At 53.3% G+C, this 15,406-nt stretch carries 9 protein-coding genes; 7 read left to right on the plus strand and 2 right to left on the minus strand.

Annotation, left to right across the window (positions count from 1 at the left end):
* Positions 1–434 precede the first annotated feature (434 nt).
* From HB631_RS18155 to HB631_RS18165, 3 genes are all read left to right on the plus strand, one after another.
* On the plus strand, positions 435–5,261 hold the full coding sequence (locus tag HB631_RS18155) for a hypothetical protein (protein ID WP_213992587.1): 4,827 nt from the start codon (positions 435–437) through the stop codon (positions 5,259–5,261).
* A gap of 623 nt (positions 5,262–5,884) precedes the next feature.
* On the plus strand, positions 5,885–7,648 hold the full coding sequence (locus tag HB631_RS18160) for a hypothetical protein (RefSeq protein ID WP_213992588.1): 1,764 nt from the start codon (positions 5,885–5,887) through the stop codon (positions 7,646–7,648).
* Between the two features lie 233 nt (positions 7,649–7,881).
* Entirely contained in the window at positions 7,882–8,463 is a 582-nt protein-coding gene (locus HB631_RS18165; RefSeq protein WP_213992589.1) for a TetR family transcriptional regulator, read from the plus strand.
* 128 nt (positions 8,464–8,591) lie between these two features.
* Here the strand turns inward: HB631_RS18165 and HB631_RS18170 are convergent, their stop codons facing one another.
* Positions 8,592–9,218 carry an NADPH-dependent F420 reductase gene (locus tag HB631_RS18170; protein WP_213992590.1) on the minus strand — a complete coding sequence of 209 codons (627 nt, stop codon included), beginning with the start codon at positions 9,216–9,218 and terminating at the stop codon, positions 8,592–8,594.
* Between the two features lie 273 nt (positions 9,219–9,491).
* Between HB631_RS18170 and HB631_RS18175 the strand changes: the two genes are divergently transcribed.
* The 3 genes from HB631_RS18175 (at position 9,492) to yjiA (ending at position 12,903) form a co-directional block, all read left to right on the plus strand.
* A complete protein-coding gene (locus HB631_RS18175) occupies positions 9,492–11,645 on the plus strand; it encodes a carbon starvation CstA family protein (RefSeq protein WP_213992591.1) in 2,154 nt (717 codons plus the stop codon).
* 66 nt (positions 11,646–11,711) lie between these two features.
* Entirely contained in the window at positions 11,712–11,915 is a 204-nt protein-coding gene (locus HB631_RS18180) for a YbdD/YjiX family protein (protein WP_213992592.1), read from the plus strand.
* 28 nt (positions 11,916–11,943) lie between these two features.
* Positions 11,944–12,903, plus strand: coding sequence for a GTPase (gene yjiA / locus HB631_RS18185; RefSeq protein WP_213992593.1), 960 nt, complete (start codon positions 11,944–11,946; stop codon positions 12,901–12,903).
* A gap of 86 nt (positions 12,904–12,989) precedes the next feature.
* Here the strand turns inward: yjiA and HB631_RS18190 are convergent, their stop codons facing one another.
* Complete coding sequence (locus HB631_RS18190) at positions 12,990–14,213, minus strand: MFS transporter (protein WP_213992594.1); 1,224 nt, start codon at positions 14,211–14,213, stop codon at positions 12,990–12,992.
* A gap of 94 nt (positions 14,214–14,307) precedes the next feature.
* Here HB631_RS18190 and HB631_RS18195 point away from each other — a divergent pair, with 94 nt between their 5' ends.
* Complete coding sequence (locus HB631_RS18195; RefSeq protein WP_213992595.1) at positions 14,308–15,273, plus strand: AraC family transcriptional regulator; 966 nt, start codon at positions 14,308–14,310, stop codon at positions 15,271–15,273.
* Positions 15,274–15,406: the final 133 nt, after the last annotated feature.

Genomic DNA, 15,406 nt, shown 5'->3' on the forward strand with positions numbered 1-15,406 from the left:
TCAGGCCGTTGTCGGAATTTCATTCTTATGAGAAAGAAAACAATAATTTTTCAAATAATGTTAAATCTGCCTATTCATCCAAAAATAAATTACCAAAAAATAATGCATCCCTAAGTGGCCTTGATCTTTATCATATGGCGACCGATTTTAATAAGGAGCGTGGACAGGTTGTTAATGATGATTTCACTATAGGGGTGACATTCAAACCACCCAAAAATATCTTGAAAAAAATTATTTATGGTCTTCTTCTGGTTTCGCGTTTTAACAGCGGGCGGCAATACCGGGCGAAAATAGCTGATGACCAGGGCGCTTTTGCAGCATCGTCTCCAGCCCCGCATCATGGTAACGGCGCTTGTAAGAAGTCACTTCAGGGATCAATACCGTCCCGTACGCTGAATATTTCCGGCGCCATTTACCGTTGGCCGACAAGGTGCTTGCATCGTGACCCGCCGGCGCCAGGGCAAGTAAGGAAAAGGTCTAAGCGCGAGGCCCTGCCGTCTCCCCGGCATATCCGGACAGATAGTCAATATCGGCTTGCCGTCTACCTCAACAAAAACGCGGCGGCGGGCATTAATCCGGAATACATTCAGGACCGCCAACTGGCTATCCGGTTGCTTACCACCCTCGAACAACAGCCGCGGCTTTTAGCCGATCTTGCCCGGCTGACCCTGTCCGGCAGCCGGCTTTACGGCGAACGCCTGGGGGAGACCCTGAGTCCCCTGCAGCAAAACGGCCTTATCGGACAGATGCTGTGCCAGCTGATTTACCGGGAGGACAATGTCTCCCTGCGCGTGGTGAAACTGTTTGCCGCTCATCGCCATATCACGCAGCGGGCCTTTGCCGCAATAGTGCAATCCTGGCCGTACACAGGGAGTTTTGAGCGGGAAAAAAAAGTGTGGCAGGAGCGCTATGAAGCGCCGGAAATCCCCACGCTGTATCTGAGAAGCCTTTACAAGGTGCAGGACGGATCGCATTTGATGGCACAAAACCAGACCGCGGTTTTCGATCTGGATAATCTCCTGGTGGGCAGCCTGACCTGGGCATTAATGCAATTCGGCGCCCGATCGATAGCATTGGACGATCCGGACAAATTGAAATCCACGTCCTCGCAGTCTCTGATTGAATTGGGTCTCGGCCTGGTGGCCATGTTCCAACAAGGTTTGCTGGCAACGGGCGTGGAGCCGACGCTGTATTTGGGACTGGTGCTGTATTATCTGCGCGCCCGGCCGGAACTGGGCCTCGATGAATTATTGGCATCCGGCACACTGGACCCCGCGTTCGCTCTGTTCAAGGAGGCGCTGGAACGGCGGCATCTTGTTGCCCAGCGCCTGTATGACAGCTTTACCTATTACCAGGTGAATTACCAACGGCTCACCTGGCGTTCGCGCAAGGCGGCGGCCGAGGAATTGCTCAAAGAGCATTGCGGGAGCGTCCAGGCGCCCATCACGGACCACGATAATTTGCAGCCTTTGCCCCCGTCATATGCAGGAGATCCGGCCCGGCGATTAATGATATTTCCCATCGGCCAGCAATGCGTGTCGTCAGGTAAGCCGATTCCTGATGTGAATGGCTATTATCGTCAGGAAGTGGACCGGTTTGCGAGAAAAATCCTGGCCCTGGATGTGGCGCTGCTGGAGGCCGCCTTTATGTCCAGTGATGTGCTGGATAATAATCTTCAGGCGGAGGAAGAGCAATTTATGCAACGGGCGGAGATTGAATGGGTTGCCCCGAGGCTGTCCCGGCGCCGAAGTCACCACGATATGTTTTATTCCAACGTGCCGGTGAATTATTTAGCCAAACCCGATACGTTTTTTTTACGGGTCAAGGCAGGAAGCGAACAACGGCTATTTGCCCTGCAAACCACCGAGCAGGGATATGTGCTGCGAAAAATCCCCCTTGAAGATGAATACCTGAACGCACTGCGGCCGTTTATGGCGGATTGGCCGCTGCCGAAATTGGTACCTCAGCATGAATTTACTCTTTTGGCATTAGACAATGCCGGTCTGATGAAACGATCAAACGAAACCTTATCCGTTTTTCTCGAGCGCTACGCGGATTCCCATTATCAGATCTACCGCCTGAAAATCCACGATCAGGGCTACGAGGGGCCGGGGCCTTCTCTTGAAAGTATTTTAGATACGGCGGCCGACTATATAGTCCCTTTTTATGGCTGTATCAGCGCCATTAACGCCGGACAGCACCAGGTCGCATTCGCTGAATGCCTGGTGGACGGCGCCCTGGTGGGCATGCCGTTGATCTTTACCGGCATCAAGGCCGGGTCGGGCCTGTTCCGGGCGGGGGCAATCGGGATCGGCCGTACGTTGAGCGGTCCGACGTTCAGCGCCTCGGGACAGCAGGTCTTTAGGAACGTTGTCCCCGCCATGGTGCAAATCGGCGGCGGCATCGTCGCCACCCATGCCCAATTAGGCGCCTTTATGGATGTCATGGGGAAAGAGATACTGAACATTGCCGATCCGGGATTTGCGGCGTTGCGCTCGCTGAGCGTTTTGACCAAGGGCCTCTATCTGGCGTTGCTCGGCAGGGCGGCGTTAGGGTTGAATGCCTGGCAACGCAACCTGGTTAAAGTCGCCAGTGATATACCCAAGTTTGTGGTGACCACCCATACCCGGGATTATCAAATTTCCTATGACAAAGACGGCTACACACCGCTCACCGTTAAAGTGAAAGGGGTCACTTATCCGGTTTTCCAAATACAAAACAGCAGCATGGTGGCGGTGGAAACGGGCGAACGCACCCCGGTCGGTCAACTGATGTTTGCCCAACTGGATGTGCAAAATCAGTTCGGCATTTATAAAAAATACTACTGCCTGTATCTCGGCAGCGCCCGGTGCCAACTGAAAGCCTATGTGTATCCGGATTTTGTGATAGAAAAGGACGCAGCGCTCCCACGACCGGCCGACGAGCATTACTTTTGGCTACTCTCAAGCCAGTCGCCGATATCCCTGGTGGTGGTGCATCCGCTCCATCTGCTTGATTTTGCCGATCGGCAATGGGTGGTATTTGAAATCAACGGCCGGCGCTGGGCCTTTTCCCAGGTCAACGCTACTCTGATGCCGGCGGATAATATCGATGATTGGCAACTTTCCCCCGGCCCGGGCAAGCGCGTAACCTCAATGATTGAGCCCGGCGAGAATGACCGACAGTTACGGCTGACGCTGACCCCGTTGCACGGTCGTCGGAAGCGTGAAACCGTCATACCCCGAGTCCAGGACTGGGGGCCGTATTTGACCAATTACACCCGGGATGAGGAGGATATTTTTGGTTTCCCCGCCGTCATTCACGATGATTCAACCCTGAACGTGCACATAGGCGAGTCCAGGTATTTGCTGACCCCCGAAATGAATAGCGCCACTTTCCTGCTGCGTCATCCCACTCAGCCCGCCGCGCCGGCATTCCGGGTAGCCTATCAGGTCAACAAAGGCGATTTTATTTTTGTATCGCCGACGGAACCCGCCAATGCCCTTAAAATGGGTGAAGCCTTGCGCCGGCGAATTGCCGAAAATCCTCAGTCCGCCCGGGAACCTTATATCGATATTCTGTTGCCGCCGCTGGTAAACGGTGCCTTTAGCTACGGTAATAAAATGTTTCTTAAATACGGCAACCGGTTTTTGCATATCGCGCCATCTGGTGGGCTGTATCATAGCTTGTCCCAAGCAGGCGACGAGATTGAACCGGATAAAAGGGACTGGACCCTGCGCTATGAGTTATTCACCGGCGGCTTCGATATTATCGACATCAGCTATTCCCCCTCATCACGCTATAAAGTGATCAATGGGCCGCCTTCCAGGTTCGAAAGGCTCGCCATGCGCACCTATCCCAAGGGTATTTTCTCCACGCTGTCCACGTTGTGCCGAGTGGGAACCTGGCCGCAGAAAAACTTAAGCTCCTTACTGTATACCCGCCTGCGCCAGGTGGCGCTTTTATTGCGCCTCGACCCGGCGCGGCGCGTCGAACTCCTGCATGCCTCAAGCGTAGCGCTGCGAACGTTCCAGATGAATAACGCCTTGCCGAACGATTGGGTGACCAACTTCCAGCCGCTGGCGCTGTGGGCCACCTTGGTTAAGACCCTTGACGCCTGCCTGAGCCAACCGGCGAAGAAGGCTGCCTGGTCCAGTCGGCAGCTGTCGCAAATTGAAGGCATCTTCTGGCATTTTCCTCCTCCGGTTCTGTTCGCCCAAGGTGCCGAACTCAGCCTGTTTATTGTTAATAGAGAGCCATATCCCACGGAAAAATCCCGGGATGAAGAGTTTGAAATATGGCTTTTCCCCGAAAGGGTAACGGCGCAGCCACTCATTCGTGAAGACGGTTTTCGTCGCTGGCTGCCGTTGATTGATGACATTCAACCGACGGTAGTCACCAAGTTTACTCTGGTGGATATACAGCAGCCGGTGTTCTGGCTGGACGACAGCAACCAGATTTGGGCGCAAACGCCGGACGGGGTGAAAACCCGGCTGTTTCGTACAAAAAGTCATCATCCCGTGGACGACATTATTATCTCTCCCGACGGCGGCACGGTGGTGTTGATCGTCGAACGTACGCCAAAGCTACAACGGGCGCTGTTTTATCATATGCCGGACATGGGCAGCCCGGCGGCGGGTGTTGAACTCGAGTTTTATCAAGAAGCCATACTGACAAGCCCCTATTTTCCCGGACGAGCATGGTGGGTCACCAATCAGGGGGATTTATACGTCCCCTGGGAAAAACACTGGTCCTTTTTAGATGAAGACCATCCTCGCTGGGTCACACCCGAGGAATATCAGCCGAATTTTGTCTCCCCGGATCAGCGCTTTCTCGGCTACGTCAAACGTGACGGGAATATGCATGTCAGTGAAATCTTGCTGTTTGATACTTTGTGCGATAAGTCCATGCTATTGCGCCGCAGCCAGCCGGTCAAGCCGGAGGGCTACGGTGCCGGCAAGCTGATAAGCGTTGCATTCTCCGCCCTGAACGCGCTGGCGGCGATAGCTTTTTCCGACGGTTATATAGAAATATACAGCATCGGCGGAGAGGAGGGGGCGAATGACGTTTTTTCACTTGGCCATGCAAACCTGCCGCTGGGGCACTATATCCTGGAGGACGAACGCTTTGCCAAACCCAAGCAGATAGTGATGAAGTTCAACAATGCCTTTGATCAGATATTGGTTTTGCACGATGTCGGAGATTTCCACACCGATCTTAACGGCAATGGCACCTATGCCATATCAGAAATTTACCTGGATGAACTGATATTATCTCAATAAGGTTTTATCACCTTGGTTCCAGCACGATTCAACTGTCAATCATTGACCTTTCTTTCATGGCCCAGGCGAGTTTTTGCATCATCCTGGGTAGGTTTTGCAGCGCTCAGTGCGCAGCGGCGCCGTCAGTATAAATTCCAGCTCTTTTTAGAAAACGAGCGATTATTGATGGGTATAATATCGTTCACGTAAGATTGACTACTTTGAGAATCAAACTAACCGCATAAATAAATTATCAATAACTCAGCTAATTTTATTGGAATATATTATATATAATAAAGGGTTATAGAAGGATTTTAACCTGCCTAAATATACGATATATACAAATGGAAAATATCACTGATATATTTTCCATTAGACTCTTGTATTTTTGGAAATATATGAGCATGATGCTTGTGTCCTTATCGGCTGCTGGGTTCGAAGTGATAAGGCTCTTGATTGTTTTTCAATGGTATATAATGTAACTTTCATATCTTTGATATATGACATATTAAATGCGATTTTAACAAGTGGCGGGCAGAACTCTTTCACGTAAATTAATTTTTTTGGATGTTCATTTCATTTTCATTTATCCACTCGGATCTAATGAGATGCCTACAACTCAATCGCTATTACAAGGAGGCAGCATGCCGATCTCATCCATAGACAACCAACGTCGGACAATAGGTGTTTATTATCACCTGGAAAGAAAAAAGTGTAAAACACGCGTAAAAATCGATCTGGCTTACTCTCAATTTCCTCTTTTGGAAGAAGGTGAGAGCATTCGAAAATTAGCCCACGTGAGTAATCGAGTTCATTCGGACAGAAAAAATGATAAAATAATCACAAAGCAAATGCAGGTTGCTTCACTTTTGCCTGTGGCGATAATTCTTCTGGCTTTAAAACCTCATTATGGCGTTCATAATGAAAAATTATCATCAGAAAAAACGATGTTATTGTCTTCTCTGTCCAGATTAAATAATAGTCTCAACAATGAGGTGCCTTATGGAAATATTTCATTAATCGATATTATTCCATTGCACAAGCCGCACGTCACGGGGAAAAATACGGCGGATCCTTCCTGCGAAATCGCAAAAGCGGGGAAGTTGAAAAAACGCAAACGAGCCCGGGACAACGCCAGGCACAAGGCTGAAGCGTCAGGGCATTCGACCCCTTCGGTGGCGCCATCCACAGCGACTTCTGTCAAAGCAACCGGCGTGACCACCGCCCCGTTCATGGGTATGGGCGTCATCAAGGCGAGCAGCCACGGGAGCGCGGTTCCACCGGCTGCCGGAGATATCATTGGCGAGGCGGCCATAGCCGATGGCGGTGATGCCCCGAAGAGAAGTGAAAGCTTTCCAATACATAATGCGCATAATTATTATATTCCCAAGCTGGCGCAATTTATCAATCCAATGAAATATCATCAGTTGCAATTCGGAGATAAAAAATCGGATACCTATGAAGCCATAAAACGGAAAATAAAAAGCAATTATCGAACAGAAGACGTTTGCATATGTTATTTGAAAAATACTGGCAATGACGTTCCAGATCAATTTTTTTATCTCAAAAATAATTTCAATGTATTTAGAATGGAAATAAATAAAGTCAGAGGTATGGTAAATAAGGTATTGCTCAAATTCAACCGCACTACCAAAAGAAATGATTTTGGCTGTCTTGAATATCATTCTCAGAATAGTATTAAAGGCCATTTGCAAAGAATCCTTGATACCGATGACAGCACTATCGTGCATCAGGCAATGCTTAGGCTGGAATTTTATCTCTCGCAATTGGTAAAATTTTTTCGTGAAGACATGGGAAATATAATATTTGCCACATCAAATGTAAAAAACGCGCCAGGAATTCCTTTCCAAGAGCCTATGTTAGGATTTACCATGCCAATGGATTCTGGTAATAGAATCGTTATTATGGTGGATTATTTTGATAGGGATATTATCCTGAATGATAGATTAAAAATCACGTCGCTAGTGGAAAATTCGAGTATACAGATCGGTGCGCGTAGTTTTATCTTTTCACCTAAAGGCCGGCAGGCAGGAGATGTAAATCAAATTCTTGAGGTGTTTGATGAGGATATGTTTGCACAGGGTAAGGAAGTTTTTATGTTCGATGATTTATTTATAAAAAGCTATGAAAATTTTCTCGATGTAAAGGTAGTTGATGCTGTCCAGCTGATTCAAGTGATCAAAAACAATCCTTTGCTACAAAAAAATATCATGATGGATAATGCTCATTTCATGGCGAAAATCATTTATGATATTGCCCATGATAAAGCTGATGAGCATTATTCTATTTTTCCGGTAGTAAATAATATAAATGCTGATGAGGGCCTTGGCCAGATGTTTACCAAAGCAATACTTAATCTTATCATCAAACAAAAAGGAGTGGCGTAGAACGTTTGCTAGCCGTTGGCATCTTCCGGCATGGCGCGCCTCCTCACGTTTTCTTATGGCCTATACCCTACCATACTCTTGCTTTTGTTATTGCGGGAGCGCGGACAGCGTCGACCCCCTTCGCAATAGATGAGCAAAATGGGCGGTTGCCTGACCATTTTTATATTAGCGGTTGATAGAACGCCCATTAAGAATTAAAGTTCATAGAACATCTATTTTAGCAGAGGCTTATTTTGGGAAGATCAACTCGCGCTCAGGCTGACCAGAATCGGGCTCTAATCGTCGATGCCGCCACGGGACTGTTTCGTGAAAAGGGAATAGATGCGGTCAGCATTGTTGAAATCATGGAAGCCGCGGGCATGACTCAGGGCGGTTTCTACAAGCATTTTACGTCCAAGGAAGCCCTGGCCGCCGAGGCCTGTGCCGAGGCGTTCAACCGTTCCACGACCACCTGGAAAGACCTGATCAATGCCGTCCCCGAACCGGGTGGAACCAACAGGCTGCTGCAACTGGCGACCTATTATCTCAGTGAAAAAACGCCGGAAAAAACCTGCCCGATGATAGCCCTTGGACAGGATGCCGCCGCCCATTCAGCCGATAAGCCTTTCAGTCAGGTCTATCGACATGGCGCGCAACAGATGTTTGAAACCTTTGTGAAAGCGGCGCCGCCTGAACCGAACGGGCCGCAGCGGGAAGAATTGATGCTGCTGTTCGCGTCCATGGTGGGAGCGAATCTGCTTAAACGCGCGGTGGGGAATGAGCCCTGGATACAGGAGATGCAGCTGGCGCTGATGAAAAAAATATCCGGCGAATGAATCGGCGGATGGGATTAATGCTCGACGGTCATGCCGGCCAACTTTAGCGCCTTGCCTATACCTATGCCAATGCCCCTTCCCTAAGGGGTAAAGGGCATTTAGCGAAGATTAACGGCAACTGTATCCTGCTAACGAGTCGCCGCTGCCAGGGCTTTTTGTATCCATTCTTTATTCAGGCGGATACAGTAAGCCGGAGTGCCGGTCTGGAAGCGCCAGCCTTCCGACAGCGGGCCGACATCCACCGCATCAAAACCGAACTGATCGTAAAGATCGGCCACCACTTTTTTTGCGGCCGCATCGTCGCCGCATAATGGCAGGGCGCGGCGGTCAAAGGAGCCGGTAGGCTGACTGTCCCGTTCAATATGGGTCATCATGATGGCGTTGAAGGCTTTGACGATTTTTGATTTCGGCAGGTGGGCCGCCAGCAGTTCACTGCTGGTGGTGGAGCCGCTGTCAAGGGCGTCGATTTTGTCGTCGCGCTGGGGATAATAATTATTGGTGTCGATGACAATTTTGCCCACCAGGGGCTCAACCGGGACGGCTTTGTAATGTTTGAGGGTAATGGCGACAATCACGATATCGCCGAATTTGGCCGCGTCGTCTATGGTGCCGGTTTTGCAGCCCAACATGGCGCCGTCGCTGAACAAGGTCTGGGGGCCGCGGGAGTTGCTGATCATGGCGTCATGACCGCTCTTAACCGCCGCCGCCGCCAGCGCCCGTCCTACGTATCCCGCACCGATTATGCCGATTTTCATTTTTGAAGGTTCCTTTGGTTAGGGTTTTCCGCCCCCGCCTTGCGAGGCGCGGATAACATTGCATTTAACGGTCTGCTTCTATACACCTTTAATCAAGTGTAAAGCACGACTTCGGAAACGATTGGCCTGAAAGAGCGGCTACTCCCTGAAACCCTTTAATTGTCTATTTGACCGCTCCCGCCCCTGTAATAACCGTTTAACCAAAATTCACGGTTGATTTCTTCATCATTGTCATAGAGTACCGTCTTATCTTTACCTACTGAAGACAGCAAAATGATGAAGAATAATATTCTAAAACACATACCCTGGATGATCATCGGCCTGATCGGCGCGTGCTGCCTCGGCGTGGTCGCGCTGCGCCGTGGCGAAAGCATTAGCGCCCTGTGGATTGTCGTGTCCTCCGTTGCCGTATATCTGGTGGCCTATCGGTACTACAGTCTTTTTATCGCTAAAAATGTCATGCAGCTGGACCCCGACCGCGCGACGCCCGCCGTGATTAACAATGATGGCCTGAATTATGTGCCCACCAACAGAAACGTGCTGTTCGGGCATCATTTCGCCGCCATCGCCGGCGCCGGACCGCTGGTGGGCCCGGTACTGGCGGCACAGATGGGATATCTGCCCGGCACCCTGTGGCTGCTGGCCGGCGTGGTACTGGCCGGCGCGGTGCAGGATTTTATGGTGCTGTTTATGTCCTCCCGGCGTAACGGCGTCTCCCTGGGTGAGATGATCAAGGAAGAAATGGGCCCGGTGCCCGGCACCATCGCCCTGTTCGGCTGTTTCCTCATCATGATTATCATTCTGGCGGTGCTGGCGCTGATTGTGGTGAAAGCGCTGGCGGAAAGTCCCTGGGGGGTCTTCACCGTTTGTTCGACGGTGCCTATCGCCCTGCTGATGGGGATCTACATGCGCTTTATCCGCCCGGGCCGGGTGGGGGAAGTCTCGGTCATCGGCGTGGTCCTGCTGCTGGCGGCTATCTGGTTCGGCGGCGTTATCGCCCATGACCCCTATTGGGGACCGGCACTGACCTTCAAAGACACCACCATTACCTACACCCTGATTGGTTATGCCTTTATCTCCTCCCTGCTGCCGGTGTGGCTTATCCTGGCACCCCGGGACTATCTGGCCACCTTCCTGAAAATCGGCGTTATCGTCGGCCTGGCCATCGGCATCCTGATTATCGGCCCCGATTTGAAAATGCCGGCGGTGACGCGTTTTATCGACGGCACCGGCCCGGTATGGAAAGGCGCATTATTTCCTTTCCTGTTTATCACTATCGCCTGCGGCGCGGTATCCGGTTTCCATGCCCTGATTGCCTCGGGCACCACGCCCAAGTTGCTGGCCAGTGAAAACGATACCCGGTTTATCGGCTACGGCGCGATGTTAATGGAATCCTTTGTGGCCGTGATGGCCCTGGTGGCGGCGTCCATTATTGAACCGGGCCTCTATTTCGCCATGAATACCCCGCCGGTGGCCTTGGGCATCACCATGCCGGACCTGCATAATCTCGGTGGCGCGGATTCGGCCCTTATTCTGGCCAATCTGCGGGATGTGACGACGCATGCGGCGGCCACCGTGAGCTCCTGGGGCTTTGTGATTACGCCCGAGCAAATCATGCAAACCGCCCATGATATCGGCGAGCCTTCGATCCTTAACCGCGCGGGGGGGGCGCCGACCCTGGCGGTAGGCATCGCCCATGTTTTCCATAAAATCATGCCCGGCGCCGACATGGGCTTTTGGTACCATTTCGGTATCCTGTTTGAAGCCTTGTTTATCCTGACCGCGCTGGATGCCGGTACGCGTTCGGGCCGGTTTATGCTGCAGGATCTGCTGGGCAACTTCGTGCCCTTTCTCAAAAAAACCGACTCACTTCCGGCGGGCATGGCGGGCACCGCGGGCTGTGTCGGGCTGTGGGGCTACCTGCTTTACCAGGGGGTAGTGGATCCCCTGGGGGGCGTGAAAAGCCTTTGGCCGCTGTTCGGCATATCCAACCAGATGCTGGCGGCGGTTGCCCTGGTGCTGGGTACCGTGGTGCTGGTGAAGATGAAACGCACCCGCTATATCTGGGTAACCGTGCTTCCCGCCGTCTGGCTGCTGATCTGCACCACCTGGGCCTTGGGGCTTAAGCTGTTCAGCCAGGATCCGCAGTTGGAAGGCTTCTTATACCTGGCCCGCGCCTACAGCCGCAAAATCGACGAACAGGGCGCCGGCCTGACGGCGCAGCAAATTAGCAATATGCATCACATAGTTGTCAATAACTATACCAATGCGGTGTTAAGCGTACTGTTCTTGATAGTGGTCTATGGCATCATATTTTACGGGATCAAAACGGTGCTGGGCGCACGCAAAACCACCCAGCGCACCGATAAAGAGACCGCCTATATCGCACTCCCTGAAGGCGGGGTTACCACTTCCTCCGGCCACTGAGGGGGAACACATCCATACCCCGCATAACCATCGATGGTTATGCGGGTCTTTCATCGGAGACGCCCTATGTTTGGAAATTTAGGTCAGGCGGGAAAATATCTCGGGCAGGCTGCCCGGATGCTGGTGGGTATTCCGGACTATGACAATTACGTGCAGCATATGGCGACCAATCACCCCGATCAACCGGTGATGGACTATGAAGCGTTCTTCCGCGATCGGCAGGAGGCGCGCTACGGCGGCAACGGTAAAGGGGGATTCCGCTGTTGTTAGCGATAGGGTTTGCCAAAAGGATCCGAACATGAACACGCCTTTGCCGGCCACGATTTTATCCGGTTTTCTGGGCGCCGGGAAAACCACCCTGCTGCGCCATATTTTGAATGCCGATCACGGCGAAAAAATAGCCGTCATCGAAAACGAATTCGGCGCGGTGCCTATCGACAGCGGTCTGTTGGGCGATAACGCCACCCGTATCACCACCTTGAGCAACGGCTGTATCTGTTGCAGCAGCGCCAATGAACTGGAGCGGGCGCTGCTGGATTTGCTCACGGCCCTTGACGGCGGAGAGGTGGATTTCAGCCGGCTGGTTATCGAATGTACCGGGATGGCCGATCCCGGCCCGATCATCCAGGCCTTTTTTTCCCACGGGATTATCAATACCCGCTTTCTGTTGGACGGGGTGATTACGCTGGTGGATGCGGTGCATGCCGAACAGCAGCTGACCCGGTTTCCCATCGCGCAGGCCCAGGTGGGTTTCGCGGACCGGATCCTGCTCACCAAGACCGATGTGGCCGGCGATTGCGAGGCGCTGGTGCAACGCCTGCAGGCCATCAATGCCCGTGCGCCCGTTTATCGGGTAGTGCACGGCGATATCCGGTTAAACGAACTGTTCGGCGTCGACGGTTTTATTCTCAATGACCGGGTGACCGTGACCAAACCGCGGTTCCGGCCGCTTATCCCTCCGCAGAATATCGTGCAGTCCATTGTGGTCTATCTGGACAAGCCGGTGGAACTGCTGGTGATGTCGGATTTCATGGAAAGCCTGTTGGTGAAATATGCGGACAATCTATTGCGTTATAAAGGGATTTTAGCCATCAAAAACGATGTCCGCCGTCTGCTGTTTCAGGGCGTGCAAAGGCTGTACAGCGCCGACTGGGACCGGGAATGGCGAGCGGACGAACAGCAAACCAGCGTGCTGGTGTTTATCGGCATCGATCTGCCCGAGGCGGAGATCCGCGCCGGTTTTGCCGCGCTGGGGTGACACCGAGGTCCGCGCTGGTTTTGTCGCGCCGGGGTAAAGGAAACATGGCAAGATTGAACAGCGTCAGTATGATGTCTCCGTCGGCGTCAGACCGCCGGTTGTCCGTGACCGCGGCCGGCCAGCAGCATCGCCAGCCCGCCAGCCAGCACCGCCAGCGCGCTATAGGTAATGGCTCCCGTCGCGCCGAAGTTATCCACCAGTACGCCTCCGACCACCGCGCCCAGGGCGATGGCTACCTGGAAGGTGGTCAACAGCAGGGCGCCGGCGGTTTCGGCATGATCAGGCGCGGTCAAGGTATTCCAGGTCTGGATACTGACCGGGAACGCGCCAAAGGCAAAACCCCAGCCCGCCGTGGCGATAAAGGCGATGTATATTGATGCGCCATCGGCCAGCAGGGAAAACGCCATGGCCGACAGCAGAAGCGAACCCAGCGCGACAGCCAATCTGGCGCTGCGTCCGGCCAACATCCCGCCGGCGATATTGCCGAAAAAGCCGCCGATGCCGAACGCCAGCAACACCAAGGAAATCATTCGAACGTCAAGGCGTGGAACCTGTTCGAGAAAAGGCCGTATATAGGTGAAACCGGCAAAATGGCCGGAAATGACAAACAGGACGGTAATAAGACCGATGCGGATGCCGGGGCGGCGCAGCAGGACACCGAAGGTGCCTAATCCTGTCCCCGCCTCCGGCCGTAGGCGCGGCAGGCTCAGCAATTGTAAAAGCAGCGCCAGGACCCCGATGGCGGCGGCCGCCAGGAACGTGGTTCGCCATCCCCAGAGCGCGCCGAAATAAGAGCCCAATGCCGGGGCGCATACCGTCGCCGCCGAGACGCCGGTGAAAATGATCATCATGGCCCGCGCCAATAACCGGGCGGGAACCAGCCGCAGCACCAGGGCCGCCGCCAGGGACCAGACTCCGCCCAGGGCGATGCCCAGCACCACTCGTGCCGCAATCAGCACCCAGATGTTCGAGGCCGCCGCCGCCAGCAGGTTTGATAACACCAACATCAGCGTCAGTCCCCACACCACATTGCGCCGATCAATGCGGCCGGTGCCAAGCACCACCGCCGGTCCCGCTACCGCCGCCACCAGGGCCGTCGCCGTCACTGCCTGACCGGCGGCGCCATCCGAGATGCCGAGATCGGCGGCGATGGGAGTCAACAGACTGGCTGGCAGGAATTCCGCCGTCACCAGCGCGAATACACCCACCGACAGCGAAAGTACCGCATACCAGGCGGCGCTTCGTTCATCATCGGTACGGGACGCGGGGCAGGCCAGGGCGTCATCGCCGATACAGCTTTTTTCTGTCATGGATTCTCCAAAATTTGTACGCAGATCGCTTTCCAAAGCAGTTAAACGAATGTTACAGTCGATGTGTTGGAACTTCCATGCTAGGAAAACCGAAATGCATGACAATTCGTCCAAATCCACCCCGCCGACCTCACCGACCCCCAATGATCCCCTGACGGATATGCTGAAAGGACTCAGGCTGGACGGAGTGGAATATGGTCGCTGTACATTGGCCGCGCCGTGGGCATTCGCTTTTCCCGCCCGGCAGGACGCATTATTTCATTTTGTGGCGGAGCGGGGTTGTTGGTTGCTGAACCCTGCCGGCCAATGGGTTGAACTGGGGGCCGGTGATGCAGTGCTGTTGCCCCGGGGCAGCGCCCATGCCCTGGCAAGTGAGCCGGGAGCAATACCGCACCAGTTCCCGCGTTGGCAGTGCAAAGCGTTGAGCGGCAATATTTTTGATTACCATTCCGGCGTCAAAGGCGAAAACTGCCTGCTGTTTTCCGGCTCCATGCGCTTTAATCTCGACAGCCTTCATCCGCTATTGCGGATGATGCCGGATGTCATGCGTGCCGATGAGCTGATGAAATGCGAACCCACCATCTTGCACCTGCTGGAAGCCATGGGATGTGAAGTGGAGATGAACCGGGTCGGCGCTTGCGGGATTATCGCGCGCCTGGCGGATGTGCTGGCCGCCCAGATTATCCGTGCCTGGGTGGAACACGGCAGCGGTGATGCCACCGGCTGGATAGCCGCGGTGCGTAATCCTGAAATCGGCCGGGTACTGGCGGCCATCCATGCCAGCCCCCATCGAGACTGGCCGCTATGGGAACTGGCGGAGGTCATGGGGGCGTCGCGCTCCAGCTTCGCCAGTAAGTTTTCCGCTATAGTGGGGGAGACGCCGGCCCGCTATGTGGCGCAGGTGCGGATGCATTTGGCGCGTCAATGGATTAGTCGTGATGCCGCGCGTATCTCGGAGGTGGCCCGTCGGTTGGGTTACGATTCCGAAGCCTCCTTCAGCCGCGCGTTCAAGCGGGTTGTCGGCATGGCTCCCAGTCATTTTCGTGCGCATATCAAGTAGGATACCATTCGGGATGTCGGCACCATCGGGACTACCACCGCCCTCTGTACATGACGGAATTTCAGGTATCTTGTTCCGTTTTTTTTAGCATTTTGGTTGTCAAAAAATACCATTGCAAAGCAATGCGCTTTCT

The sequence above is a fragment of the Sodalis sp. dw_96 genome, from assembly GCF_018449575.1.
Taxonomy (GTDB): Bacteria; Pseudomonadota; Gammaproteobacteria; order Enterobacterales; family Enterobacteriaceae; genus Acerihabitans.

What these genes read in the sequence shown, in the direction of transcription:
- HB631_RS18160 (WP_213992588.1), top strand. Translation starts at nt 5,885, where the DNA reads ATGCCGATCTCATCCATAGACAACCAACGTCGGACAATAGGTGTTTAT.
- HB631_RS18170 (WP_213992590.1), bottom strand. Translation starts at nt 9,218, where the DNA reads ATGAAAATCGGCATAATCGGTGCGGGATACGTAGGACGGGCGCTGGCG.
- HB631_RS18175 (WP_213992591.1), top strand. Translation starts at nt 9,492, where the DNA reads ATGATGAAGAATAATATTCTAAAACACATACCCTGGATGATCATCGGC.
- HB631_RS18180 (WP_213992592.1), top strand. Translation starts at nt 11,712, where the DNA reads ATGTTTGGAAATTTAGGTCAGGCGGGAAAATATCTCGGGCAGGCTGCC.
- yjiA (WP_213992593.1), top strand. Translation starts at nt 11,944, where the DNA reads ATGAACACGCCTTTGCCGGCCACGATTTTATCCGGTTTTCTGGGCGCC.
- HB631_RS18190 (WP_213992594.1), bottom strand. Translation starts at nt 14,213, where the DNA reads ATGACAGAAAAAAGCTGTATCGGCGATGACGCCCTGGCCTGCCCCGCG.
- HB631_RS18195 (WP_213992595.1), top strand. Translation starts at nt 14,308, where the DNA reads ATGCATGACAATTCGTCCAAATCCACCCCGCCGACCTCACCGACCCCC.